Here is a 24,650-nt window from a genome sequence, read left to right as displayed (position 1 = left end):
GGGTTTCAGCAGAGCAAGTACTTCTTTTGCAAGAGCGCCAGGCGCAGGCGGGATTTCGTTATGATATTTAATACCTAAGCCGCCGCCGATATCTAAATATTCAATGTTTATCCCTGCGTGTTGAAGTTTGATAAAAAGTTCTGCCATTCTTTTCGCCATCAGCCGGAATGTGGAAGTTATTTGCGAGCCTATATGGCAGTGGATTCCTGAAAGTTTAAGATTCCCGTACTTGCCAGCCAGTAAGTATGTTTCAAAAGCTCTTTTATATGAAATGCCGAATTTACTTTCTGATTTGCCAGTAGTAATGTATTTGTGCGTATGCGCATCGACATGCGGGTTAATCCTTATTGCAAGGCGGACTTTTGTTTTTTCCTGCTTAGCGATTTTATTTATTAGTGCTATTTCCTGCACAGATTCAGCATTAAACATAAGGATTTTAGACCTTATGGCATACCTGATTTCTTCCCGGGTTTTCCCTACGCCCGCAAAAACTATTTTTCCGGGTTGGGCGCCCGCTTTCAAAGCAATGTATAATTCGCCTCCGCTGACAACATCAGCCCCGGCGCCTTGCGCAAATATGGTTTTGCATACTGAGAGGTTTGTGTTTGCTTTAACAGCATAGCACAGAGTATGGGAAACCGGACTGAAAGCTTTTTCATAAGCATTCAGATTTTCAATGATTTTATTTTTTGAATAAATATATGTTGGCGTGCCGGTTTTACTGATTATTTTTTCTATCGGCACATTTTCGCAATAAAGTTGCTTGTTTTTATAGAAAAACATTTTAACTCCTTTTTGGTTTTATTGTTTTTTTTCAAGGTAACTTACAAAATAACTGCTATATTCTTTCAGCATTGGAGTATTGGCAAGTTCATCCGATTTTTTTAGTTCTGTATAGGCTGTTTTTGTATCATTTTTTAAAAATGAAAAAAAGCCCGAAAGAAAATATACCATTGCATCATTTGGATATTCGATTTTAAGCTTGGTGATTAAATCCTGGAAAGCTTCATAGTCGCCCTTTTTAAAATAGGCTGCCAAAAGATGAAGCTTTATATCTTCCCTTTCCGGATGCAGGGCACTTTCCTTTAAAAGGAGGTAGATGCTTTCGGTATACTTGGCTTGAACATAGTAAAGCATTGCTAAACGCAGGTTGTCTTCCGGGCTCGGTTCAAGCGAAAGGGCTTGTTTCAGCATAGATGCTGACATTTCCCAGTCGTGCATAATTTCGTAACATTTAGAAAGGTTTCTGTATAGAGCGCTTGTTGATTTTATCAATAGCGCCTGTTTGTAATTTTCAATGGCCTGGGTATTGAGCCCCTGTTCCTGGTAAATTTTGCCAAGCTCAAAATAAGAGTGGAATTTATCGCCTTGCAGGTTTATAACTTTTTTGTATTCGTCAATAGCAAATGAGTTCATAGAAGTTTTTTCGTAAGTAGAGGCTAAACTAAAATGATATTTCCATTCATTCGAGTTAAGCCGGATGCATTCCTGGAAGGCTTCTATAGCGCTGGCATAATCATTCAATGCCCGGTAAGACAATCCTTTTTTTTCAAGCAAGTCCAGTTTTATATCGTTTGGCAAATCGTAATCCTGTAATGACAGGCACTGGTCAACTACCATTTGGTAATTTCCGGAGCTATAGTAAAGATCCGCAGTATCTTTAATTTCCCGTAATCTTTTTTCTGGGAGGGTATTTTGTGCAAAGCCCAACCCGCAGGAAAAAGTGATGAGCGGCAATATTAAAACTGCATGTTTTATTTTTATGGGTGTTCCAATAACCATTTGAAAGTCCTGTCCATCATCATTTGTTTTATTTGTGGAATCGATTTTCTTGTTGCAATAATACCGGCATCAATGCACTCCCTGCCTCGCCAGAGCTCGTAAGTGCTTACACCGCTTACTGAAGGGGTGACTACAATATCAGCCAGTTTGAGCGATTCCTGGGAAAGCATCCCCGCTTGTATGTATATTGACTGGCTCAATATAAGCATCATATTCGTAGTATTGTTTCTTGAGAAATCATCTTTTATATCGACAGCTATTATGATGTCGGCATTAAACATCTTTGCCAGGTCAACAGGGACATTGTCTACCAATCCGCCGTCAACCAGGTAACGGTGCCTGTATTCAACAGGGCTGAAAACTCCTGGAATTGTTGCGCTGGCGCGCGCCGCGCTGGCCACGTCGCCTTCACGGAAAATAATTTTTTCGCCGGTTTTCAAATCTGTCGCCACGCAGGCGAAGGGCGTTGTAAGTTCATAAAACTGCTTATTGCCGATATTTTCGGAAATATATTTTTCCATGTTTTCTGTTGATAATAGTTTTTCAGAAATAATCATCCCTACCAGCGAAGGCGCCGAAAGGTTTGTAAGTTTGTCCCAGCCTATTTCTTCAGACATGGTTTCAATTTTTCCTGGGTCTACGCCGGCGCAATAAAGGGCGCCTACGAGAGCGCCTACGCTTACTCCAACAATTGCATCAACGGGGATTCCTTCTTCTTTCAAAACTTTAAGTACGCCGATATGCGCCATTCCTCTGGCTCCGCCTCCGCCTAACACCAATACAACCTTCGGGCGCTTTGGCGGGGCCAAAGTAACAACTTCGCGCCAGAAATATTGCGTAAGAAAGCTATCGGGGTTAACCCGGTCAAAAACCGGGCCGTCCTGTTGAGGGAAGGCTGCCGTAATGGAACTCAACAAAAAAAAGATAACGGATAAAGCAGATATTTTATTCTTTTGCAAGGGTCTTGCCTATTGCATGTTCTACGGTAACGCGGCTTATCAGGTGTTCTTTAGTTGCTTCAATATAACTTAGTTTATATTTCACGTAGGAATTGTATACAGCAACCATTGTCGGTGAATTGCCAATAATCCCCGCGGGTAAAAGCTGCTCGGAATTATTCAGTTGATTTTTTCTTTCAGACATTTCATTCATCCAGAAATTATAGTCCATGTAAGATTTTCTTACTTCAAATTGTATTGAATCTTCCATGTCTTTACGTTTTAGTTTGTTCTGGTCCTTCTGCAGGTTTTTTTGCCTGGTTCTGTAAATTGAAGCAAACCCGTCGTAAATAGGCAAACTCAGGTTAACTGTGGCATTCCACGCTTTTTTATCAAAATTGAAAGTTTCACCGGGAAATTCGTAGTGCGCGCCCAGCGAAACCGTGGGAGACCTGGCTGCCATTGAGAGTTTTACTGAAAGAGCGTCCATCTCTTCCTGAACCTGAACCTGTTTTGGTTCAGGCCTGTATTGGAAAGCCCAGGCCAGCAGTTTATTCAGGTCATAAATTTCCATTATGGGTTCAAAGGTTTCGTTTATTTCAAAACTTGTATTTAGTTCAAGCCCAATCGTCTGTAAAAATTCCAGTTTTTGTTTTTCGTATTCATTTTTAAGCAGAGTGTATTCATTTTTAAGCCCTTGCAGGCCGTCCTGAACTTGTAATTTTTCCACGGAAGTCCACGAAGACGGGGCCGGAACGCTCTCCATCTTTTGTTCTATGGACGATATAACCGTTTTATAGGTTTCTAGTTTTTTTTCAGTGGCTAAAAGCGAGTAAAACTCTTTTTTTACTTCAAAAGTAATATCGTTTTGTACTACTTTTTTTTGACTGTCTGCGCGTTCCAGATTTGATTGAGCCAGTTTAGAGTTCGATTTATATACTCCTCCGGAATAAACATGCTGCCAGAGAGATAACCTGGTCAGGCAATAATCCCCCGGGGTTGTCCTGGGAATAAGCAGTGAACCGAAAGTGGGCGGCAGCATCATCCAGTGGTCCGTGTCTACCCTTGAATAATTGAACGTCATGTCAATTTTAGGGTAATTAAAGGATTCCGCTTCATTGATACGCTCGACCGCTATTTTTATTTCTTTGTCGGCAAGCAAGGCTTCTTTTCTATTGTTAAGGGCTAACGAAATACTCAGGCTGATACTAAGGACTCTTTCGGGAACCGCAGTATTTGATTCCTGGCATGCAGCTCCCATAGGGATCAAGAAAGTTGCCAGAATTGTCGAGGCCAAAACGATTATTCTTTTCATATTATAGGATCTTAATAAGTTCCGTGATCTGTTTACGGACCGATTTGATTGAGCTGCCGCCTTCCGAAATTTTTAAATTAACTACATTGTCGGCAGATAAAACTTTTTTAACATCGTTGTCAAAAAGGCTTGAAAACTTTTTCAAGCCTGCCACTTCCATGTTTTCAAGCGGGGTTTCATTATCCCGGCAGTAATTTACAATGTTTTTGACGACGCTGTGCGCTTCTTTGAAGGGCATTCCTTTTTTTACAAGGTAATTTGCCAGTTCTGTGGCTATCATAAAACCTATTTTCATTTCTGTGTTTGAAATTTTACGTACTTTCATGGAAACAACCATGCCGGCCATAACTTCAAGCGACGCTGACAAGGTGTCAATCGCATCAAAAAGCGGCGGCTTGTCTTCCTGCAAATCGCGGTTGTAAGTGAGCGGCAAGCCTTTCATCAATGTTAGCAGTGCAATAAGTGATCCGTAGACCCTGCCGGTTTTCCCGCGCACCAGTTCAGCGAAATCCGGATTTTTTTTCTGGGGCATAATTGAAGACCCTGACAGATACTCGTCATCAATCTCGATAAAGTTGAAACTGGGGTTTATCCAGATAATTATTTCTTCCGCCAGCCGCGATAGGTGCATCATGGTAATGCTTGCGGCAGACAAAAATTCTATAATGAAATCCCGGTCGCTCACTGAGTCCATGGAATTTTGGCTTACCTTTGAAAAACCGAGCAGTTTTGCGGTAAATTGCCGGTCAATGGGGAAAGATGTCCCCGCTAAAGCAGCGCTGCCAAGCGGCAGAACGTCTGCGCGTTTATAACAATCCTGCAAACGCTCCTTGTCCCGTTGAAGCATCCAGGCATAAGATAAAATGTAGTGGGAAAAAAGCACGGGTTCCGCCGGCTGCAGATGTGTATAGCCGGGAATCAGTTTGCCTTCATTTAGTTTTGCCTGTTCAATAATATTTTCCTGGAAATCAGAAATAAGTTTTTTCAGGAGCATTATCCGGTCCTTCAGATAAAGCCGCAGGTCAAGCGCAATCTGGTCGTTGCGGCTGCGGGCGGTTCTTAACCGCCCGGTAGTTTTTTCGCCGATAAGTTCAATAAGTTTTTTCTCTATTGCGTAATGAATGTCTTCCTGAGGCGGCAGGTTTTTGCCGTTTTCCAGGTATTTTTGTATTTTTTGCAGGCCCTTAACTATTTTCCCGGCATCAGCAGCTGAAACAATTTTACATTTTGCAAGCATTTTTACATGAGCAATAGAGCCGGTAATATCGTATATTGCCAGCCGTTCGTCAAAAGAAAAGGATGCTAAAAAGTTTTTCAGAATCATTTTTTCCTCAGTATAGAATTGACTTCTACGGGCAGGCCGAAGAGTTTAATAAAACCTTCCGCATGGCGCTGATCGTATATGTCCTCTTTTTCGAATGTGGCCAATTTTTCCCAGTAAAGCGAGCTGGCAGCTTTGCGGCCTTCTACGTTAATGTTGCCTTTGAAAAGCTTGAGTTTTATCGAGCCTGTAACATATTTTTGAGTTTCGTTGATAAAGCCGTCAAGGGCTTCCCGCAAAGGGCTGTACCACAAACCGTTGTAAATTAATTCCGCGTATTTCGGTTCAATTACTTCCTTGTAATGAAAGGTTTCCCGTTCAATAGTAAGGTATTCCAATTCCCTGTGGGCGAAAATCAACAATGTGCCGCCAGGAGTTTCATAAACCCCGCGGGATTTCATCCCAACCAGCCGGTTTTCAACAAGGTCAGTGCGGCCTATGCAATGTTCTCCGCCGATTTTGTTTAAAGCAGCTATCAGGGCTACCGGTTCATAAGTTTTACCGTTGATTTTTTTAGGCACGCCTTTTTCAAAACAAATTTCAACAAAGCCGGGTTTATCCGGTGTTTTAGAAATTTGTTTTGTCAGTTGGAAAATATCTTCCGGCGGAGGATTGTTCGGGTCCTCCAGGATTCCGCCTTCGTAACTGATATGCCACAGATTTGCATCGGAAGAATAGGGTTTCTTTTTTGTAACCGTTATCGGTATTTTATGTTTTTGCGCGTATTCAATTTCATCTGTGCGCGATTTTAATGTCCATTCGCGCCAGGGTGCGATAATTTTGATTCCGGGAGCAAAAGCCCGGAAAGTAATCTCAAACCGCACCTGGTCGTTGCCTTTACCGGTAGCGCCGTGGCTTACGGCCCAGGCATTTTCTTTTTTTGCAATCTCGATTATTTTTTTTGCAATAATCGGCCGGGCCAGGGAGGTTCCCAGCAAATATTTGTGTTCATAAATAGCGTTTGCTTTAACAGCCGGGTAAATAATATCAGTGACGAACTCTTTTTTTGCGTCGATAACATAAGCTTTCAATGCGCCGGTGTTTAGGGCGCGTTTTTTAATTGCCGGCAGGTCTTCATTCTGCCCTACATCGATTATGGCTGCGATGATATCCGCATTATAGGTATCTTTAAGCCATTTTATCATTACAGAAGTGTCCAAACCGCCTGAATAAGCTAAAACGATCTTGTTTTTCATTTTATTACCTTATTAACACCCAATGTTAGCCGCTTAGAAGGCTATTGGGTGCATTCCTCTCAATTATTATATTGGGTGCATTCCTCTCAATTATTACAATTAAGAATTATACAAAAACGGTTGACTTTTGTAAACCCTTTTCGTAGAATAAAGGCATGGATATCATTTTATTAGTAAAAGCGGTGGTTTTAGGAATCGTTGAAGGCCTTACGGAATTTTTACCCATTTCTTCTACCGGGCACCTGATTCTTGCCGGGGAAGCGCTCCATTTTTCCGGTGAAACAGCAAAACTTTTTGAAGTATTTATCCAACTAGGGGCAATTCTTGCCGTTCTTTGGATTTATAGGGCAAAGTGCCTATCTCTCGTAGTACGGTTTCCTAAAGATAAGCAGGCGCAGCGTTTTGGGGTAAGTCTTTTAATTGCATTTTTGCCTGCAGCAATTGTAGGTTTGGTAGTACATAAAGCTATAAAACAATATTTATTCGGGCCGGTGACAGTTGCTATTGCGCTTATTGTTGGAGGACTTGTTATCCTGTTTATTGAAAGGCAGAAACATTCAAATAAAGTTGAACAGATGGAAGATATTACCTTTAAGATAGCATTGGCGGTAGGTTTGGCGCAGGTTTTGGCATTATTTCCGGGTGTTTCGCGCTCTGGCGCAACTATTATGGGCGGATTGCTGGCGGGAATGTCCCGAAAAGCTTCGACGGAATTTTCTTTTTTCCTTGCAATTCCTACGATGCTTGCGGCAACTCTTTTTGACCTGGCAAAGAGTTATTCCTTGTTATCTTTTTCGGATTTTCAGATGCTTGCAATAGGTTTTGTTTTTGCTTTTTTATCGGCTCTGTGGGTAATAACATGGCTCATCAAATTCGTCTCCACACACGACTTCAAACCCTTCGCTTATTACCGCATCGTTTTTGGCGGGATCCTTCTGTGCTATTACTTGTTTAAGTTTTAACTACTATCTTATTATTGCCAATTTGCCCTCATTGGATTTCATTAAAGTGTCATCTGGGTTAGTTATATAAAAAATATATATTCCTGAAGCTAAATTGTCTCCATCTTTGTTTTTCGTATTCCATAAATATCTCCCGTCTCCATCAGTTTCTTCAAATTCAGATACTAATTCACCTAAAATGTTATAAATCTTAAATTTGGCTCTTATTGTTAATTTGCTAAAGACAATGCCAGTCCCATCTGCGGGATTTGAGAAAGTTGTATCTTTGCTTGTTCCCTTTGCAATATAGGGGTTAGGATACACAGAAATATTTTCAAGGTTTTTTTCAGAAAAAATCGCATTGAAAATCCTGTAAACACTAAAATGATTTACTGTTACAGTAATCGTTTTATTTGTTTTATCAACTGATTGTGTATTGGTGACTAGTTCCCATATGCTATTAACTTCGTTTAGCTGATAAATTCGTAAATCTTTTTCTTTGTCAGAATTTACAGTACAATTTTTGTATGATAAAAAAATAGTTACCGGCGAAGATAATAATGCATCAGAATTAAACTCCATTACTGTATTTTTGAGATTTTCAACAGAATCCGTAATAATTTTTTTATCTAATTTCGCGTTATTGTTGGCATTATTGATTATGTTTAATTTAGTTATGGCGGGACTTGCAATGTTGACCAATTGCCCAATATTGGTATTTTGTGGGATTTCTACTTTAAGCCAGTCCTCTGGAATTCTCCGAGCGTAAGCTCGTGGGATATTTACTTTTCTGATTTTCATAGTAAATTTTTTGTTGTAAGGATTAAAAACCTGTAGGAATTACAAATATAGTAATTTTATTATTTGTGTTTGCCGAAAAGTTGTTCGTGTGATTTTATTCTTCCGGATTTGTAATTTTCTCTTGCATCTTTTATACTTATTAGGTTAACCAACTGTCAATAAGGAAGTGTGTTTAGACAGCTTTGGGAATGATATTTTGACACTTCGGCCAAGAGAGTTGGCGATTTTTAGAAGAGTTCCCAGCGTTAAATTATTTCCATCAGCGGTTTCAATTTGAGAGATAAACTGCTGGCTTACATGCAATCTTTTAGCAAGCTCAGATTGGTTCAAATTTTTATTTTGCCTGATTTCAGCTATTTTTTGGGCCAATGATACTTTAGCGCATTCCAACTCATAATGTTTCCTGAATTCTTTGTTTTTTAGTTTTTCTTTTAAGTGAGAATCAATCTTTTCAATTTTACATTTTGTCATAATAGCCACCTCACAATTCTATTTGCTCAATATTTTTATGCTCTTCTACCATTTGCTTTCTCTTTATGCACAGGCTTAGGTCTTCCTGCGGTATCTTGTCTGTTTTCTTTTTAATTGCATGCATTAATACGGCATTATCTTTCAGAAAAAAGAAATAAAATATTCTGTTGCTTTTAGGCCTTAGCTCATAGATGCCGTTTCCTAAATAACCTGTAATTGGCCTATGTAGATTATGCCCCTGATTGCGCAATTCTGCGATATAAGCAAATATTTTTGCTTGTTCTTTTAAAGGCAACTTATCAATAAATTCTTTTACGGGATTATTGCCTCTGTCATCTTTGTAATAATAGATTGCTTTCAGCATATTGTCTACTATTATTATACAAGGTATACCTTGTATTGTCAAGGGGCTTTTTTAATTAAAATATTTTCTGGGTGGGGGTGGATTTGGAGAGTTTGTTGAACTGCTCCTCAGTTATTAGTTTACCGTACAAAATATCCGAATCCGGCTGGGTACCGGCTGTTTTAGCTATTCGAGTTGGGATTGCCCTAGCCTGCATAAAATTATATAATATGAAATAATTGTTCGGGTCCTGAAGTGTCCTGTAAGCTGGTAATCGGGACCCCTGCCCGGGAGGTATTAAAATGGCTACGGATTTTAGTTTTGATATTGTTTCAAATGTGGATTTACAGGGAGTGGATGATTCAGTCAATATTGCAATGCGCGAAATTCCAGTCAGGTTTGATTTAAAAGGTACTAATTCCAGTATTGCTTTTAACCGCACGGAAAAAACAGTAACCTTATACTCCGGTTCAGATTTTCATCTTAAAATAATTAAACAAATTTTATGGGCCAAATTGGCGAAAAGAAACGTGGATCCCAGGTCCCTGGCGCCAAAACCGATTGAAACCAATGTTAGCGGCGAGGCAAAAGAAGTAAACAATCTTGTTTGCGGGATAGAAAAAGAGCTGGCAAAAACCATAGTAAAAGATATTAAAAACCTTAACCTAAAAGTTCAATGCGCCATTCAGGATGAACAGATAAGGGTTTCCGGCAGAATAAAGGATGACCTTCAGGGAGTCATAGCCTTTATCCGTTCAAAAAAATACTCCGTACCGCTCCAGGCAGTAAACCTCAAGTAAAAAAAATTGAAAAATATTGAATTGAATCCGCAGTTTAAAAAAGCGCTGGATTTGATGGAAAATACCGGCAAAAATTTGTTTGTTACAGGCAAAGCCGGTACAGGCAAATCTACGTTATTACAGTATTTCCGGTTAAATACCCAAAAAAAAGTAGTAGTACTTGCCCCAACCGGTGTTGCAGCCCTGAACGTGAACGGGGAAACAATACATTCCTTCTTTGGATTTAAACCCGGGATTACCATAAAAAAAGTCGACAAACTGAAGAGAAAAAACAGCGGGATTTATCAGGAAATTGATGCTATTATTATTGATGAAATTTCCATGGTAAGAGCGGATTTACTGGATTGTGTGAACCTTTTTTTGCGCTTAAAAGGCAGGGATAGCAGCCGGGCTTTCGGCGGTGTGCAGATGATTTTTATCGGGGACCTTTACCAGTTGCCGCCGGTAGTTAAGGATGAAGAAAAAGAAATGATGAGAATGCATTACGAGAGCCCCTATTTTTTTGATGCAAAAGTTTTCGAGTACTTTTCAATGGAATTTATTGAACTTGGAAAAATATACCGCCAGGAAGATGAAAATTTCATAAGCCTGCTTAACTCCATCAGGAACAATTCTATTTCATATAAACAAATCGCTACGCTTAATGAACGCCTGGGTTTTGAATTTACGAAAGAGCTGGAAAAAGGCTTTGCAGTTCACCTTACTACAACCAATAAAATGGCTCTGGAAATAAATAATGAGCGTTTAAACGAATTGGGGGCTGAAGTAGCAACTTACCAGGCGCAAGTTAGCGGGGATTTTAATGACAAATCTTACCCAACCGACTATGAATTGAAAGTAGGAAGGGGAGCGCAGATTATGATGCTGAATAATGATTCTTCAGGCAGATGGGTAAACGGTTCCGTTGGTAAGATTGTAGATATTAGGCCAAGTAATGACGGAATGGATGTTATTTTAGTAGAATTAGCTAACGGCCGCACAGAAGAAGTGTTACCGCATGTCTGGGAAGTGCTCCATTATAAACTCAATGAAAATACGCATACCATTGATACAGAAACTGCCGGTACTTTTACTCAGCACCCTATGAAACTTGCCTGGGCTATTACTATTCATAAAAGCCAGGGCAAAACATTTGATAGGGTCATAATAGACATCGGAACCGGCACGTTTGCCCATGGGCAGATGTATGTTGCGTTAAGCAGGTGTGTTTCTTTGGAAGGGGTTTCGCTTAAAAAACCCATAAAGAAGTCGCATATTTTGATGGATTGGAAGATAAGGGAATTTATGGAAAGGAATTCACCCCAAAACTAAAATGGAAGCAGTTTTGGGGTTTCGTCCAACTCAAAAAAAACCACCATGAAATACTCACGGTGGTTTTTATTTTTTGCAAGTTGCTAACAGATTTTGGCGTTTTCCGCCAGGTCCTCTACCAAAATACTTGAATTCGAGGGGGTAACTGATTAACTTCTATGCTCCACATATCATATCTTTGATACGTTTTGTGCTTTGGCACCCTTCGCGTCGTTGAGAACTTCGAACTCAACATTATCACCTTCATTCAGGCTCTTATAACCGTCGCCCGAAATGGATGAAAAGTGTACGAATACATCCGCACCTTCTTCCGGTGTGATGAAGCCGTAACCTTTGCTGGAGTTAAACCATTTAACTTTACCTTTCATTAGAAAATTCACCTACTTTTGTGAAGTTAAGATTTTTGAATTGTTTACAAGGTTTTTTGATTTTTACAAGAAGTGATACTGATTTCTTTTGTGGAAGGCAGCTCAACTAATTTTGTAAATGTGAAAAAATTTGTAACTTCAAACTTCACTACGCAGTTATTATAGCATACAACATTTTATTTGTCAATAGGTCAAAAAAAATAGGTGTTTGACAGTACTGAAATATTTTGGTAAGATTGGGAACATTATTAGAAACATTAAAGGATTATTAAATAAAAATTTATGGAAAATCTACCGATAATTGTTGTTAATTTGTTTATTCCAATCTCCGCAGGGTTGATTTTTTTTGCGCTGGCAAGATACGTGCGTTACATCGCGCCCATCAGGCATTTCTCGGCCGGAAAAGCGACCTATGACCAGGCCTATTACGGGTTTATCGCTTTTGGTTTATATTTAGCTACCAGACCCCTGCAAATCCTTGTTGGCCCCCATCCTTTTCCTTTAATAGTAAACAACATCCGTGAGTTTTTTATGATAGGTGTTTTTGGGCCGTCGGTTTTTCTGTCTATTTACGGCCTGGCTTACGGCGGTGAAAATATTAAAAAGAGCATGGTATGGACTGTATATAGCACCTGTATTATTTTTGCAATAATATTTGGACTGGTAAATATACGCGCCATCGGAGGAAGCGAACCTATTTTTTATATAGGTAGTTACGCGGCTTATGACGGCCTCTGGTTTAAAGATATGACACAGCAAAGATCTTTACTGATGACAATATTGTTTATATGCAGATTAGTCAGTCCGGTTATAATATTGGCGGCAGGCGCTACAATTGCTCTGCACAGAGCTGCTGCTTATCCGGAAGATAGAAAAAAATTATACAGCAATATGCCCAAGAAACTTGTTTTATCAGCCATAGGTACTTATTGTTTCAGTTTTTCCATGCTTTCCGTGGGCGCTGTCTGGATTTTAGGCGGCATACCAAACCAATGGTGGGGCTACTATATAGGCGCTTTTTTAGCGGGTTTTTTTGAAGCCTGGAGCATTTCGCTACCTATAAGGAAGGAACAAGACTTATAAGTTAACAATTTGAAACTAAACCCCTTTCCTTTAATTTTAATTTCATTATTAGTAATACTTCCTCAGTTCACCTCAACGTCAGAAGCGTTTCAAAGAGAAAAATTTTATTCCCGGCGAACCAAAAAAAATATCGATGTTGTAAAAGGCGAAGTTATAGTAAAATATAAATCGTCTGCGGGTAAAACACTAAAAGCAAATCATGCCAGGCGGATCAACGCTGTCAACAAGGGCGGAGCGGAGCATTTGGGTGTTGATGTAATGGAATTGCCTGAAAATATGTCTGTTGAATCCGCTGTTGAATACTATAAAAGCCTGCCCGAAGTTGAGTATGCAGAACCAAATTATGCCAGGCATGCATTTATAACTCCTGATGATACGCTTTATAATTCTTATCAATGGGGTGTCCAGAGGGTAGATTGTCCTTCTGCCTGGGACATGATAAAAGCATCCCCGAGCGTTATAGTAGCTGTTGTTGATACCGGCGTTGATTATACGCATTCGGATCTTGCAGGAAATGTTGATTGGGCAAATGGGTATAATTTTGTTTCAACTTTTACCGCCAATGACCATAATCCGATGGACGATAACGGCCATGGAACGCATGTTGCAGGCATAATTTCAGCAATGACCAATAACAATAAAGGTATAGCAGGTGTCAGTTGGGGGGCAAGGATTTTACCGGTGAAGGTTCTTGATGCAACCGGATCAGGTTCAACAGTATCCATTTCGAGCGGCATCTCTTATGCTGTAAGCAAAGGCGCAAAAATAATAAGTTTGAGTCTTGGCGGCCCTGATTTATCAGAATTGGAAAAAGATGAGATTGAAGCTGCATATAAAAGAGGCTGCATTATTATTGCTGCTTCAGGGAATGAAGCCGGTGATAGCGATACAACGGATGATTATGTCATGTATCCGGCGGCCATGACTCATGTTATCGCAGTAGGAGCTGCAGGCAAAGATAATAAAAGAGCGCCTTTTTCCAATTATGGCCCTGAACTTGATTTAGTAGCTCCAGGAGTTGAGATATGGAGTACAGTTCCAACTCAACTGCCAACCCTTCCTGATGGAACTGACAATACTGAAGGTATTTTTCACCCCTCTGGTTATGCCTGGTCATACGGAACATCTATGGCGACTCCTTTTGTTTCCGGTGTAGTTGCGCTTATCCTGGCAAAGGATCCGGCATTAACTTTTGATGATGTGTATGAAAAACTTACCAGTTCAGCAACAGACATTCTTCCTTCCGGAAAAGACAACGAAACCGGATACGGTTTACTTAACGCTTCGGGAGCAGTAGGCTATAAAGTGCCAGCAGTCCAGCCGACTATAACAGCTATAAGCACTCCGAATCCTTTTAACCCGTCGCAAGGACAGAGAGCGGAGGTATATCTTTCAAAGAGCCTCAAAGGCTCGAGTATTAAAATTACAATTTATAATATTGCAGGCGAGAAAATCAGGACTAAAACAGAAAACATAGCTAGCCATGCTGAGTGGGATGGCAGGAATGATGACGGTGATATTGTTGCAAACGGGATATATTTATATGTTATTGAGACAGATCTAGGAAAAACAAAAGGAAAGATCACTCTGATAAAATGAGAAAGAATATTCTTTTACTGATTCTTTTTTTAGGAACCGGTAATTTCCTTGTCTTTGCCCAAGGGCAGACACCCGGTACGACAGCGCTGCCGTTTTTAAAAATAGGTTTTAGCGCCAGGCCGCAGGCGCTTGGCGGCAACTTCGTTGCCTTGTCGGACGATGTTTCAGCTTTTGAATATAATCCCGCGGGTTTAGCCAACCTGAAAGGTTCCCAGTATAATTTTACTCATATGGCGTTATTTGACAATGATGTAACTGCTGATGTTTTTATGTCAGGTGTGGGTTTTGGCAATAACGCAATAGGATTCAGCGCTAAAGTCCTTAAAGTAAAAGATTATACAACGGCAAAAACAGACGTGGCCGGGGTTGAAACGATTGTTCAAACTACGGGATTAGAATTGAGTGACAGTAATTTTTCTTTTTTGTATGCCCGGAATTTTCCGGTTAGTGAATACAATTCAAGCGAAATAAAATTTGGTTTTACAGCAAACTCAATAATAGAAAAGCTTGATACCGGTCAAGTAAGCGCTCTATCAGCTGATTTAGGATTGCTGTATTTATCAAGGTCCACCGGCAACAGGTGGGGCGTTTCTGTTGCCAATGTTGGTTCTGTTTCCGGGTCCCAGGTTTTGCCTATGACTTTGAGAATTGGCACGGGATTTACTTCAAAGGAGTTTAATACCAGCATAGATGCTGTTCAGGCAATTGATTCTAAGGTAAAATTTGGCATTGGGTTGGAAATACCTCTGCAGAAAGTATTTATATTAAGGTTCGGTGGTTCTTACCAGCAGAGTTTGGATTTTTCTGCTGGTTTTGGGTTTGATTTTAAGTATGTAAAAATTGATTATGCTTATACGCCTCATGCAGATTTAGGTACATCTACCAGGATTTCACTTCTTATTGATTTTACCCCAAAACCAGAACATTTCTACTTTGGTAAACAATAGACATTTCTACACACATTTCTACGTTGGCTTGACTAGGGTTGTTTAATTTTATACAATCCAAATCTACATAAGTAAATCATTAATAAGGATAAATACCCCATACCGCTTCCAAGCGCGGGACATGAGGTACTGGTAATGAAAAGTGTCCATTTTCGATTCGCCTGCCCTAGAAAAACTGATGGTGATCCCACGTAATGCAAAGGAATTATTAAAAAAGCCTGAAAAACAAATTACTGTAAATATCGGCGTATGGCTTGATAGCAAGACCCTGGTTGTCTGCGAAGCTTACATAGTTTACCACAATATGGTCAGGGGTGCTGCAAAAGGCGGTATTAGAATTGCCGCTAATGTTACCATGGAAGAAACCACCGACCTGGCGGAAAGAATGACCCTGAAAACCGCTCTTACAGGTATTCCTTTCGGCGGCGGCAAGTCAGGCATCCGCATGGAAAATAAAAATCTTTCGCCTTATGATAAAAAAGAAATTATAAAAGAGTATGTCCACCTGATACGCAATGACCTCATGTCCGGTGTTTATATTCCTGCTCCGGATATGGGCACAGGCCCAAGGGAAATGGCCATAATTTACGGAGAGCTTCACATACCGGAATGTGTCACGGGCAAACCCGTTGGAATCGGCGGCCTGCCGGGAAGAAAGGAAGCAACCGGCTATGGTGTTGCCATGTCCGCTATCCATGCTTACAGCAAATATTTCAAAAAAGATATGAAAGGCGTAAAAGTTGCTGTTCAGGGCTATGGGAATGTGGGAAGCTGGGTGGCCTATTTTCTTCATGACAGAGGGGCAAAAGTAGTAGCCATTTCGGATGTAACGGGCGGCATATATAACAAGGAAGGGATTGATATTACGAGGTTGAGTGAGTACGTTAAAGAAAAAAACCAGGTCACTGGGTTTCCCGGTTCGGATGAAATATCAAATGAAGAGCTACTTGCGCTTGACGATATAGAAATATTGATTCCGGCCGCAGTTGAAAATGTGATAAATGATAAAACAGCGCCGAAGATAAAAGCAAAAATTATAGTTGAAGGCGCAAACGGCCCCACTACGGCCGAAGGCGATAAAATAATTGACCAGAAAGGGATAATTCTTGTGCCGGATATTTTAGCGAATTCCGGCGGTGTTATAGGTTCATATATTGAATGGAGAAGTTCAAAATCCGGAAGCATTACGCCGGTTGTGGAAGTTTATAAAATAATCAGTGACCTTATCATACAGTCTTTTGAAAGAGTGAGTGATTTGGCTTCTAAAGAAAAGATGACCAACCGAAACGCTTCTCTTGTGTTAGCAACCCAGGAAGTTATAAGTGCTATGCAGGAAAGAGGATGGATTTGAGTGGCTCCGAGGGATAAAAGTAAAATAAATTAAATTTAATGTGAAGGAGAATTACTATGGCTAAGAAAGGCAAGTATGTTTATTTCTTTGGCGCCGGCAAAGCCGACGGCAACGAAAAGATGAAAGATTTATTAGGCGGTAAGGGTGCAAATCTTGCGGAGATGGTAAATATAAAAATCCCGGTTCCGGCAGGATTCACAATTACAACGGAAGTATGTACTCATTATTATAAAAATGGGAAGAAGTACCCAAAAGAGCTTGCCGGGCAGTTAAAAACAGCCCTCGCAAGAATTGAACAGATAATGGGCAGCAAATTCGGCGACCCCGTAAACCCTCTGCTTGTTTCAGTGCGTTCAGGCGCGCGTAAATCCATGCCGGGTATGATGGAAACCGTATTGAATGTCGGGTTGAATAATATAACCCGCGAAGGGCTTATAAAGAAAACCAATAATCCCCGTTTCGTCTATGACGCCCAGAGAAGGTTGATCCAGATGTATTCCGATGTAGTTATGGAAAAAGCGGCAGGTATTGAACCGGCAGAAGGCAAAGGCATCCGCCAGCAGCTGGAACACGCGCTTCAGGCAATGAAGGATAAATACGGCGCAAAACAGGATACTGATTTAACCGCAGATAACTTGAAGGAATTAATTGAAATATATAAAGCAAAAGTAAAAGAAGTTTTAGGCAAACCGTTTCCGGAAGACCCGATGGAACAGCTTTGGGGCGGAGTAGGCGCGGTATTTTCAAGCTGGCAGGGCAAAAGAGCAATTTCCTACAGAAGAATTGAAAACATTCCGGATGAATGGGGAACAGCTGTAAATGTACAGGCGATGGTATTTGGTAATATGGGCAATTCATCTGCAACAGGAGTTGCTTTTACAAGGAATCCTGCCACCGGCGAAAAAGTATTTTTCGGCGAGTGGTTAGTTAACGCGCAGGGGGAAGATGTTGTTGCCGGTATCCGTACTCCGAACCCGATTAATGAATCAGGGAAATCGGAACACAGCGAGCACCTGGAATCGCTTGAAAAAGCCATGCCAAAGATTTATGGCGAGCTTGATACGATACAGAAAAAACTTGAAAAACATTACCGCGATATGCAGGATATAGAGTTTACAATCCAGGAAGGCCTCCTTTGGATGTTGCAGTGCCGCATAGGAAAAAGAAACGGCCCGTCAGCAGTCCGCATGGCTAATGATATGGTAAAAGAAAAACTCATAAAGAAGGAAGAAGCGGTTATGAGAGTTACCGCTTCGCAGATGGACGAGCTTCTTCATCCGATTATTGACCCGAAGGCGGAAAAAACAGCTGCAGTTATCGGAAAAGGTTTGCCGGCAGGCCCCGGCGGAGCCGCAGGCATGGCGGTTTTTTCAGCCAATGACGCGGTAGCATGGGCGAAGCAGGGAAAGAAAGTAATTCTTGTCAGGGAAGAGACTAATCCGGAAGATGTCGAAGGGATGAGAGTAGCGGAAGCTATTCTTACTGCCCGCGGCGGCATGACTAGCCATGCCGCTCTTGTGGCCCGGGGCTGGGGAAAATGCTGTATAGTCGGAGCAGGCGGCATTTCTGTTGATTATCATAGCAGGACATTCAAAACAAAAGACGGCGCTACAATAAAGGAAGGCGACTGGATTACGCTTAACGGTTCAAGAGGTTATGTATATTTGGGCCAGCTTCCAATGGTAAAAGCGACGGAAGATAACCCTGAATTTGTCGTTTTTATGAAAATGTGCGACAGTCTCCGCAGGCTTAAAATAAGAACCAATGCAGATACGCCGGAAGATGCGGCAAAAGCCAGGTCTTTCGGAGCGGAAGGCATAGGCCTTTTCAGAATCGAGCATATGTTCTACGGTAAAGGCGCGGAACAGCCGCTGTTTATATTAAGAAAAATGATTGTTTCCAAAAATGAAGCGGAAAGGCGCGCAGCGCTTGAAGAACTTTTTCCGTATATGAAAGCAGATATAAAAGGAACGCTTGAAGCGATGGACGGTTTACCGGTTACAATCAGGACCATAGATCCGCCGCTTCATGAGTTCGTTCCAAACAACCGTGAAGAAAGAGAAAAACTTGCCCAAAGTTTGGGCATAAATATGGAAGAGTTTTCCAAACGCGCAGACGGCCTCCACGAAAATAACCCGATGATGGGACATAGAGGCGTACGCCTTGGTATCACTTATCCAGAAGTAACGGAAACCCAGGTAAGGGCGATTCTTGAAGCAGCGGCTGAATTGATTAAAGCCGGGAAGAAAGCTTTCCCGGAAATAATGATTCCGGTTGTCTGTACTGTAGAAGAATTTGCAAACCAGAAAGTGCTTGTTGAAAAAGTATATAAAGAAGTTATTCAGAAATATGGAATGAAAAAACTTCCATACATGGTAGGAACCATGATTGAAATTCCAAGAGCCGCGATGACAGCAGACAAAATCGCGCAGACTGCGGAATTTTTCTCATTCGGAACCAATGATTTAACCCAGATGAGCTTTGGTTTCTCAAGAGACGACATAGGTTCATTCCTGCCGGATTATCTTGACAAGAAAATTTTAAAAGCAGACCCGTTCCAGACCATCGATATCGAAGGAGTCGGGGAACTTATACAGATGGGCATCACCCGGGGCAGAAAAGCCAGGAAAGACCTTAAGGTCGGTATCTGCGGTGAACATGGCGGAGAAGCGGCATCAGTAAAATTCTGCCATAAAGTCGGTATGAACTATGTTTCCTGCTCGCCTTACCGAGTGCCTATCGCAAGATTAGCAGCTGCCCAGGCAGTAGTGGAAGAGAAGAAATAGCAGATAATCAGATTATTGGATAATTGGATAAATAGAAAAGAGCCTCTATATAAAGGGGCTCTTTTTTTATATTGGTTTTGGGGTGTTTATTTTATATAATAATCTCATGTTAAAAAAACATATTTGCCTGACAATCGTAACGTTGATGCTCTTGTGTAATTTTCAGGTTTGGGCAGCAAAAAGAAATAAAACCGTTATTGTTCCAAAGAAAGAAATTATTCATCAGCGAAAGCTGGTTGTTGGCAGTAATGTCGGAAATTTGGCGCCCGATTTCTCATTGAAGGATATTGACGGTAAGCAGGTGTCCCTGAAGAAGTTAAAAGGAAAGGTCGTATATATAATATTTTGGTCCTATATATGTATATCATGCAGGGCAGAGCTTCCTGCAGCTCAAAAACAGCTTCATAAAGTTTATCCTAAAGATGTAGTTGTGCTGGCTTTCAGCCCCAGGGATACACCGAAAGTATTGAATAAATTCCGTAAGGCTCATGGGATTACCTTTAGCATGTTTACAAACTCATATAATATTTTTGAAAAGTATGGGGCAAAAGTTTCGCCCTATGCGGTTATTGTAGACAAATCGGGAGTTATCCGTTTCAGTAAAAGCACTGCGCTGAACAAAAAGACCATAAAGTATATAGAAAAGCTTATAAAACAGAAAGTAAAATGAGATATAACTATAAAAAAATATTTCTTACAGCGCTTTTATTATTGTCCTCCTTTGTAATGATGTATTACGGCATTAAAACTTATCAGATTGAAGAAACCCAAATAAACGGCAGTACCCTTTGTCTGGAATGCATAGGAATAGGCGTTGGTAATTCCTACGGAAATTTAGAGTAATTATGAACAGCGATCCAAATACAATCCCCAGTCAGCCCCAGCAAGACCGCCGAAAGAGATCCCGTATAGGCGATGTTTTTGTACTCGATAAAATTGTTTCAAAAGAGCGCATGCGGGAAGTATTGCAGGAACAACGCAACACCAAAAAAAAACTCGGCAAAATCCTTCTTGAAAAAGGTTATGTAACAAAAGAAGAACTGAAAGATGTAGTAGCAAAGCAAAACCTGGCAAACGGCTACTGGCAAAAGATTGTCCAAACACTTTCCTTTATTTTCACAAACAGTTACGTGAAAACAGTGACTGAAAAATCAATTTATGTCGGTCAGGGTAAAGGTTTTTGCCTGCCTTTCCTGCATTGTTATGCCTGCCCCGCAAGCGTTGCTTCATGCCCGATAGGAAATTTACAGCATTTCTCTGCGATAAGGTCAATTCCCTATTATACTTTAGGGTTTATAGGTTTGGTAGGTATGACCACGGGCCGTTTAGCTTGCGGGTGGCTTTGCCCGTTCGGTTTCCTGCAGGACCTGATGTTTAAAATAAAAAGCAAAAAAATTAGGATACCGACATTTTATAAATATTTCAAATATTTTTTCCTGGTTGCTTTTGTATTTGTTTTGCCCTACATCACAGGCATAAAATGGTTTTCACAGATATGTCCCAACGGAGGATTGATAGCGGGAATTCCGTGGGTATTATGGAATCCTATCAGCCCGGTGACTGGCGATCCCACAATACCGGCGGGGTCGGTTAACCTTTTTTTCTGGTTAAAGATGGCCATTTTATTGTTTTTTCTTGTCATGTTTGTTATGTCCAAGCGCCCTTTTTGCCGCATCATGTGCCCCATGGGTGCTATGCTGTCTTTGTTTAACCGGGTTAGTTTAATGAATATGGAAGTATCTCAAACAACCTGTGGAACCTGCAATTTATGCCGGGAAGTCTGCCCTGTGGATATTAAAATTTACGATGACCCTAAATCAATGGAATGCATCAGATGTTTGCACTGCACCGCCTGCCCTTCGGTAAAATTCAAACTCACAAGCTTCAAAACCCCTTCTCTTACTCCAGAAACAAAAACAGTATCCTCTCAGCAATAATTTTTCACCTTTCGGTTATCTCCGGGAACTAATTAGTAATAAATGCGTCTATATGTGTAGCAGGCGGGATATAAATTTTGGAGCTCTTGACTTGCCATACAAATGTATGTATAATAATATGGAGAAAATGGCATGGATGTAAAAGTGGGTAGTTTTATTTGGGATGTAGAAAAAGAAATACAGAATGAACATAAGCATAAAATCGATTTTCATACTGCATTTCATGCATTTAAGGACCCGGAGAGGAAAATTTATATTGATTCAAAACATAGCAAACAGGAAGAAAGACTCTTTTGCATAGGCAAAGTGGATAATAGAGTTTTAACAGTAAGATTTACATATAGGGAAGGAAAGATTAGAATATTCAGAGCAGGATATTGGAGAAAGGGGGAACAATACTATGAAAAGAATGATTGATGAAAATAAACCTATCGGTAAAATGACAAGAATCAAAGATTTTTTGCCTGCCCCGGAAGAATTAGCCATTCCTGAAAGAAACGTGAAAGTTACAATTTCCCTAAGTGAGGAAAGTATAGATTTTTTCAAACGGATAGCAAAACAACACCACACAAAATATCAAAAGATGATTCGTAATCTTTTGGATAAGTATGCTTTACAACATTCACATTGATTTTAAATCAGGTTGTAGCGTTTGAGGGCGGAATCGAGAATCTGGCAGAGAAGCTGTTCGTAAGTTATTCCCATCGCTTTCGCCACCAGCGGGAAAACATCAATCTTTCCTATGTTGGGAAGCGGGTTACATTCCAAGAAATACGGTTCGTCGGTATAATCAACTCTGATATCTATCCTGCTTAAATCCGTGCAGCCAAGCACCTTATAAGAATCCAGAACCAGGGCGTTTATTTTTTCTTCCAATTCTTTGTCTATTTCAGCGGGGCAAAGATATTTAATATCCGTAGAATCAACCCTTGCTTGCGTGTAAAAATCTTCACCCAGGTCAGTTTTTCCCGAAATTGCAGTTTGAACGATAGGTAAAACTTTACCGGGGTTATTTCCAATAATCGGAACTGTAAATTCGTACCCTACGATAAATTCTTCTATTAACGCAGGCTGCTTATAATTGGTAAGAAGCCACTCAATGCGTTTTTTTAGTTTTGTAAAGTTGGTACAAAAAGATTCTTTTGAAATTCCTTTGCTGGTTCCTTCTATGGAAGGTTTAACTATCAACGGAAACCTGAGCTTGAACTTTTTTGGCGAGAGTTCATCGGTTGAGTTTACACAGATAAAATTCGGTGTTTTTAAATTATGATAATGTAATATTTTTTTTGCCAGGGTTTTATCAAGCGTAAGAGCCATAGTAGCTGCATCACTGCCCGAATAAGGTATGTCGTAAAGCTCAAAAATTGCAGGCGCCTGCGATTCGCGGTTCCTTCCTTTCACTCCTTCGCAAATATTGAAAACAAGGTCCCATTTTTCGCCTTTGTGCAGGTTTTCTACTAATTTTTTTGTATTTCCTATGCGGATAATGTTGTGACCGCTTGTTTTTAATGCGGATGTTATTTCCTGGATGGTTTCTTCGGAATCAAATTCAGCATATTTGTCAGGAGGGTCGTCGGATTCTAATTTATAATCATTTTTAGCGTCATAAGTAAATCCGATTTTCAATGCCATGATGATAATTCTACATTATTTAAGCGTTGTTTGTCAACTTGAATAAATTTCAGTTATATTATATAATACCAAAATATTTATATACGACATTTTTAATGCAGAGACTGATCAGCAAAGAGAGTTTTGCTTCGGTTGTTTTATCTGCGGAAAGGAACTTAAATTTGACAGGAATAAATTGAATGTTAACGGCGGTGCAATTGCCCTGGGGCACCCGATCGGTGCATCGGGCGCCAGGATACGGCCAAGGGTTTATGTATCGGCGGCGGGCTGGGTATTTCGGTTTTAGTCGAATCAATATAACCAAAAAATGGGCGCGTGGCGGAACTGGCAGACGCGTACGGCTTAGGACCGTATGGGGAAACTTGTGGAGGTTCAACTCCTCTCGCGCCCAGTTTTTCTAAAAAAACACTAAAAAAAGGACGGATTTTGTGGAAAATCTTAAAACGACAGTAAAAGACTTAAGCGCAGTGAAAATTCAGATTGATTTTGAGATACCAAAGGAAAAAATCATTTCTGAAACGGAGTTGGCTTTTCAAAATATCCAAAAGGTAGCAAAAGTTGACGGATTCCGGCAGGGCAAAGCCCCCATGACGATGGTAAAACAAAAATTCGAAGCCGCCGCAAAGGAAAGAATCGCAGAAAACATTATCAGAGATACTTTGTATCCCGCCCTTAAAGAAAAAAACATTAACCCGGCCACCAATCCGGTTATAGAAAAAATAGATTTCAATTTTGAAAAACCGATGACTTACAGCGTGACCGTAGAAAAGCACCCGGAAGTTACAGCCAGGAATTATAAAGGCCTAAAGTTTAAAAAAGAAACTAAAAAAGTAACCGAAAACGATATAAATAAAAGCCTGGAAGAACTGCAGAAATATAATACCAGGCTGGTTGAAAATACCTCGGGTATCACAAAAAAAGACAGCTGCGTAATGGTTGATTATACCGTCTGGATGGAATCTGCTGAGCTTAAAGAAATGAAAGCTGAAAACCAGATGATTGATCTAACCCACAAGAATCTTTTGCCGGGCCTCGCAGAGGGTTTAACAAATTCCAAGACTGATGATTACCGCGAGATAACGACAATATTGCCTGAGAATTTTGCTAAAAAAGAACTTGCAAACAAAGAAGTTGTGTTTAAAGTTACAGTAAAAGGCATCAAAGATAAACAACTGCCTGAATTAACCGATGATTTTGCAAAAGAGTTCGGAAATACCAGCCTGGCGGAATTGAAAACCAAAATCAAAGACGAACTTGAAAAAGAAGTAAAAAAGCTTGCCGAAGAAAAACTTGAAGAAGAGATTGTAAAAAGCCTCATAGAATCCAATCCCATGGAAATTCCGGAATCAGTAATGCATGAGCATGCGCATTACCTGGGGGATGTTGCTACCCAAAAGCTTAAATACCAGGGTTTTACGCCTGACCTTATTGAAAAGCAGAAAGAAAGTATTCACCAGAAAACTCATGAGGAAGCCCAGCGCCAGATTAAGCTGATGTATATTCTGGGCTCAATCGCGAAGCAGGAAAAAATTGAGGTGAAGGATGAAGATTTAAAGCTAAAAAAGGATGAGCTTGTTAAATCGAATCCCGGCAAGGAAAGCCAGCTTGAGAAGTATTTCACCGATGAACGCGAAAAGTTGATTTCACAGATAAAAACTGATAAGATATTCAAGTTTATTATAGAGAATTCGAAGATAAAAGAAGTCGCGGTAGACAAGTAAATACGGA

The 24,650-nt window shown here is 40.4% G+C and carries 25 protein-coding genes, 1 tRNA gene and 1 pseudogene; 16 read left to right on the top strand and 11 right to left on the bottom strand.

Features of this window, described 5'->3' with window-relative positions; all coding sequences use genetic code 11:
- From KKH91_07575 to KKH91_07550, 6 genes are all read right to left on the bottom strand, one after another.
- The coding region (locus KKH91_07575; protein MBU0952661.1) for a diaminopimelate decarboxylase at positions 1-783 on the bottom strand (783 nt) is incomplete at its 3' end.
- 18 nt (positions 784-801) lie between these two features.
- Positions 802-1,782 carry a tetratricopeptide repeat protein gene (locus KKH91_07570; protein ID MBU0952660.1) on the bottom strand — a complete coding sequence of 327 codons (981 nt, stop codon included), beginning with the start codon at positions 1,780-1,782 and terminating at the stop codon, positions 802-804.
- Complete coding sequence (locus KKH91_07565) at positions 1,761-2,741, bottom strand: patatin-like phospholipase family protein (protein ID MBU0952659.1); 981 nt, start codon at positions 2,739-2,741, stop codon at positions 1,761-1,763. Before KKH91_07565 ends, KKH91_07570 begins: the two co-directional genes overlap by 22 nt.
- Positions 2,728-4,035 carry a TolC family protein gene (locus KKH91_07560; protein MBU0952658.1) on the bottom strand — a complete coding sequence of 436 codons (1,308 nt, stop codon included), beginning with the start codon at positions 4,033-4,035 and terminating at the stop codon, positions 2,728-2,730. Before KKH91_07560 ends, KKH91_07565 begins: the two co-directional genes overlap by 14 nt.
- Position 4,036: 1 nt before the next feature.
- Positions 4,037-5,359: an argininosuccinate lyase gene (gene argH / locus KKH91_07555; GenBank protein ID MBU0952657.1), complete on the bottom strand. Its 1,323-nt coding sequence runs from the start codon at positions 5,357-5,359 to the stop codon at positions 4,037-4,039.
- On the bottom strand, positions 5,356-6,552 hold the full coding sequence (locus KKH91_07550; GenBank protein MBU0952656.1) for an argininosuccinate synthase: 1,197 nt from the start codon (positions 6,550-6,552) through the stop codon (positions 5,356-5,358). The genes argH and KKH91_07550 overlap by 4 nt, the downstream gene beginning before the upstream one ends.
- Before the next feature lie 155 nt (positions 6,553-6,707).
- On the opposite strand from KKH91_07550, the gene KKH91_07545 reads away from it, so the two are divergent.
- Positions 6,708-7,514: an undecaprenyl-diphosphate phosphatase gene (locus tag KKH91_07545; GenBank protein ID MBU0952655.1), complete on the top strand. Its 807-nt coding sequence runs from the start codon at positions 6,708-6,710 to the stop codon at positions 7,512-7,514.
- A gap of 3 nt (positions 7,515-7,517) precedes the next feature.
- Here the strand turns inward: KKH91_07545 and KKH91_07540 are convergent, their stop codons facing one another.
- The 3 genes from KKH91_07540 to KKH91_07530 all read right to left on the bottom strand — a co-directional run bounded on the left by KKH91_07540 (position 7,518) and on the right by KKH91_07530 (position 9,129).
- On the bottom strand, positions 7,518-8,294 hold the full coding sequence (locus KKH91_07540; GenBank protein MBU0952654.1) for a T9SS type A sorting domain-containing protein: 777 nt from the start codon (positions 8,292-8,294) through the stop codon (positions 7,518-7,520).
- A 144-nt stretch (positions 8,295-8,438) separates the two neighbouring features.
- Positions 8,439-8,765 carry a helix-turn-helix domain-containing protein gene (locus KKH91_07535; protein MBU0952653.1) on the bottom strand — a complete coding sequence of 109 codons (327 nt, stop codon included), beginning with the start codon at positions 8,763-8,765 and terminating at the stop codon, positions 8,439-8,441.
- Between the two features lie 10 nt (positions 8,766-8,775).
- Positions 8,776-9,129 carry a type II toxin-antitoxin system RelE/ParE family toxin gene (locus tag KKH91_07530; GenBank protein ID MBU0952652.1) on the bottom strand — a complete coding sequence of 118 codons (354 nt, stop codon included), beginning with the start codon at positions 9,127-9,129 and terminating at the stop codon, positions 8,776-8,778.
- 281 nt (positions 9,130-9,410) lie between these two features.
- Here KKH91_07530 and KKH91_07525 point away from each other — a divergent pair, with 281 nt between their 5' ends.
- Positions 9,411-9,908 carry a YajQ family cyclic di-GMP-binding protein gene (locus KKH91_07525; GenBank protein MBU0952651.1) on the top strand — a complete coding sequence of 166 codons (498 nt, stop codon included), beginning with the start codon at positions 9,411-9,413 and terminating at the stop codon, positions 9,906-9,908.
- 54 nt (positions 9,909-9,962) lie between these two features.
- Positions 9,963-11,219 carry an AAA family ATPase gene (locus KKH91_07520; GenBank protein MBU0952650.1) on the top strand — a complete coding sequence of 419 codons (1,257 nt, stop codon included), beginning with the start codon at positions 9,963-9,965 and terminating at the stop codon, positions 11,217-11,219.
- Positions 11,220-11,389: 170 nt separating this feature from the next.
- On the opposite strand, the gene KKH91_07515 is transcribed toward KKH91_07520, so the two are convergent.
- On the bottom strand, positions 11,390-11,587 hold the full coding sequence (locus KKH91_07515) for a cold-shock protein (protein MBU0952649.1): 198 nt from the start codon (positions 11,585-11,587) through the stop codon (positions 11,390-11,392).
- A 282-nt stretch (positions 11,588-11,869) separates the two neighbouring features.
- On the opposite strand from KKH91_07515, the gene KKH91_07510 reads away from it, so the two are divergent.
- From KKH91_07510 to KKH91_07465, 10 genes are all read left to right on the top strand, one after another.
- The gene (locus KKH91_07510; GenBank protein MBU0952648.1) at positions 11,870-12,670 is read left to right on the top strand and encodes a hypothetical protein; all 801 of its coding nucleotides are present in this window, start codon (positions 11,870-11,872) and stop codon (positions 12,668-12,670) included.
- Between the two features lie 9 nt (positions 12,671-12,679).
- Positions 12,680-14,269: a S8 family serine peptidase gene (locus tag KKH91_07505; protein ID MBU0952647.1), complete on the top strand. Its 1,590-nt coding sequence runs from the start codon at positions 12,680-12,682 to the stop codon at positions 14,267-14,269.
- Entirely contained in the window at positions 14,266-15,216 is a 951-nt protein-coding gene (locus tag KKH91_07500) for a PorV/PorQ family protein (GenBank protein ID MBU0952646.1), read from the top strand. The genes KKH91_07505 and KKH91_07500 overlap by 4 nt, the downstream gene beginning before the upstream one ends.
- A gap of 142 nt (positions 15,217-15,358) precedes the next feature.
- Complete coding sequence (locus KKH91_07495) at positions 15,359-16,567, top strand: Glu/Leu/Phe/Val dehydrogenase (protein ID MBU0952645.1); 1,209 nt, start codon at positions 15,359-15,361, stop codon at positions 16,565-16,567.
- Between the two features lie 56 nt (positions 16,568-16,623).
- Complete coding sequence (gene ppdK / locus KKH91_07490) at positions 16,624-19,353, top strand: pyruvate, phosphate dikinase (protein MBU0952644.1); 2,730 nt, start codon at positions 16,624-16,626, stop codon at positions 19,351-19,353.
- Positions 19,354-19,459: 106 nt separating this feature from the next.
- Positions 19,460-20,023, top strand: coding sequence for a peroxiredoxin family protein (locus tag KKH91_07485; GenBank protein ID MBU0952643.1), 564 nt, complete (start codon positions 19,460-19,462; stop codon positions 20,021-20,023).
- Entirely contained in the window at positions 20,020-20,196 is a 177-nt protein-coding gene (locus KKH91_07480) for a thioredoxin (GenBank protein ID MBU0952642.1), read from the top strand. The genes KKH91_07485 and KKH91_07480 overlap by 4 nt, the downstream gene beginning before the upstream one ends.
- A 2-nt stretch (positions 20,197-20,198) precedes the next feature.
- Positions 20,199-21,290, top strand: coding sequence for a 4Fe-4S binding protein (locus tag KKH91_07475; protein MBU0952641.1), 1,092 nt, complete (start codon positions 20,199-20,201; stop codon positions 21,288-21,290).
- A 132-nt stretch (positions 21,291-21,422) separates the two neighbouring features.
- Positions 21,423-21,707, top strand: a complete 285-nt coding sequence (locus KKH91_07470; GenBank protein ID MBU0952640.1) for a BrnT family toxin — start codon at positions 21,423-21,425, stop codon at positions 21,705-21,707.
- A complete protein-coding gene (locus KKH91_07465; protein MBU0952639.1) occupies positions 21,691-21,921 on the top strand; it encodes a CopG family transcriptional regulator in 231 nt (76 codons plus the stop codon). Before KKH91_07470 ends, KKH91_07465 begins: the two co-directional genes overlap by 17 nt.
- Positions 21,922-21,923: 2 nt before the next feature.
- On the opposite strand, the gene KKH91_07460 is transcribed toward KKH91_07465, so the two are convergent.
- A complete protein-coding gene (locus tag KKH91_07460) occupies positions 21,924-22,922 on the bottom strand; it encodes an ATP-grasp domain-containing protein (GenBank protein ID MBU0952638.1) in 999 nt (332 codons plus the stop codon).
- Positions 22,923-22,968: 46 nt separating this feature from the next.
- Here KKH91_07460 and KKH91_07455 point away from each other — a divergent pair.
- From KKH91_07455 to tig, 3 genes and pseudogenes are all read left to right on the top strand, one after another.
- Positions 22,969-23,222: pseudogene (locus KKH91_07455) on the top strand (hypothetical protein).
- A gap of 9 nt (positions 23,223-23,231) precedes the next feature.
- Positions 23,232-23,313: transfer RNA gene (locus KKH91_07450), tRNA-Leu, on the top strand.
- A gap of 37 nt (positions 23,314-23,350) precedes the next feature.
- Positions 23,351-24,643, top strand: coding sequence for a trigger factor (gene tig, locus KKH91_07445; GenBank protein ID MBU0952637.1), 1,293 nt, complete (start codon positions 23,351-23,353; stop codon positions 24,641-24,643).
- Positions 24,644-24,650: the final 7 nt, after the last annotated feature.

It is taken from the genome of Elusimicrobiota bacterium (assembly GCA_018816525.1).
In the GTDB taxonomy this organism is placed as follows: Bacteria; Elusimicrobiota; Endomicrobiia; order CG1-02-37-114; family XYA2-FULL-39-19; genus OXYB2-FULL-48-7.
This window is presented reverse-complemented; position numbering and strand designations above follow the sequence as displayed.

Bases quoted from the DNA above. Each gene is read 5' to 3' on its own strand.
- KKH91_07550 (MBU0952656.1), bottom strand. From the start codon at position 6,552: ATGAAAAACAAGATCGTTTTAGCTTATTCAGGCGGTTTGGACACTTCT.
- ppdK (MBU0952644.1), top strand. From the start codon at position 16,624: ATGGCTAAGAAAGGCAAGTATGTTTATTTCTTTGGCGCCGGCAAAGCC.
- KKH91_07510 (MBU0952648.1), top strand. From the start codon at position 11,870: ATGGAAAATCTACCGATAATTGTTGTTAATTTGTTTATTCCAATCTCC.
- KKH91_07515 (MBU0952649.1), bottom strand. From the start codon at position 11,587: ATGAAAGGTAAAGTTAAATGGTTTAACTCCAGCAAAGGTTACGGCTTC.
- KKH91_07530 (MBU0952652.1), bottom strand. From the start codon at position 9,129: ATGCTGAAAGCAATCTATTATTACAAAGATGACAGAGGCAATAATCCC.
- KKH91_07540 (MBU0952654.1), bottom strand. From the start codon at position 8,294: ATGAAAATCAGAAAAGTAAATATCCCACGAGCTTACGCTCGGAGAATT.
- KKH91_07520 (MBU0952650.1), top strand. From the start codon at position 9,963: ATGGAAAATACCGGCAAAAATTTGTTTGTTACAGGCAAAGCCGGTACA.
- argH (MBU0952657.1), bottom strand. From the start codon at position 5,359: ATGATTCTGAAAAACTTTTTAGCATCCTTTTCTTTTGACGAACGGCTG.
- KKH91_07460 (MBU0952638.1), bottom strand. From the start codon at position 22,922: ATGGCATTGAAAATCGGATTTACTTATGACGCTAAAAATGATTATAAA.
- KKH91_07535 (MBU0952653.1), bottom strand. From the start codon at position 8,765: ATGACAAAATGTAAAATTGAAAAGATTGATTCTCACTTAAAAGAAAAA.
- KKH91_07465 (MBU0952639.1), top strand. From the start codon at position 21,691: ATGAAAAGAATGATTGATGAAAATAAACCTATCGGTAAAATGACAAGA.
- KKH91_07485 (MBU0952643.1), top strand. From the start codon at position 19,460: ATGTTAAAAAAACATATTTGCCTGACAATCGTAACGTTGATGCTCTTG.
- KKH91_07475 (MBU0952641.1), top strand. From the start codon at position 20,199: ATGAACAGCGATCCAAATACAATCCCCAGTCAGCCCCAGCAAGACCGC.
- KKH91_07545 (MBU0952655.1), top strand. From the start codon at position 6,708: ATGGATATCATTTTATTAGTAAAAGCGGTGGTTTTAGGAATCGTTGAA.
- KKH91_07500 (MBU0952646.1), top strand. From the start codon at position 14,266: ATGAGAAAGAATATTCTTTTACTGATTCTTTTTTTAGGAACCGGTAAT.
- KKH91_07570 (MBU0952660.1), bottom strand. From the start codon at position 1,782: ATGGTTATTGGAACACCCATAAAAATAAAACATGCAGTTTTAATATTG.
- KKH91_07525 (MBU0952651.1), top strand. From the start codon at position 9,411: ATGGCTACGGATTTTAGTTTTGATATTGTTTCAAATGTGGATTTACAG.
- KKH91_07560 (MBU0952658.1), bottom strand. From the start codon at position 4,035: ATGAAAAGAATAATCGTTTTGGCCTCGACAATTCTGGCAACTTTCTTG.
- KKH91_07470 (MBU0952640.1), top strand. From the start codon at position 21,423: ATGGATGTAAAAGTGGGTAGTTTTATTTGGGATGTAGAAAAAGAAATA.
- KKH91_07480 (MBU0952642.1), top strand. From the start codon at position 20,020: ATGAGATATAACTATAAAAAAATATTTCTTACAGCGCTTTTATTATTG.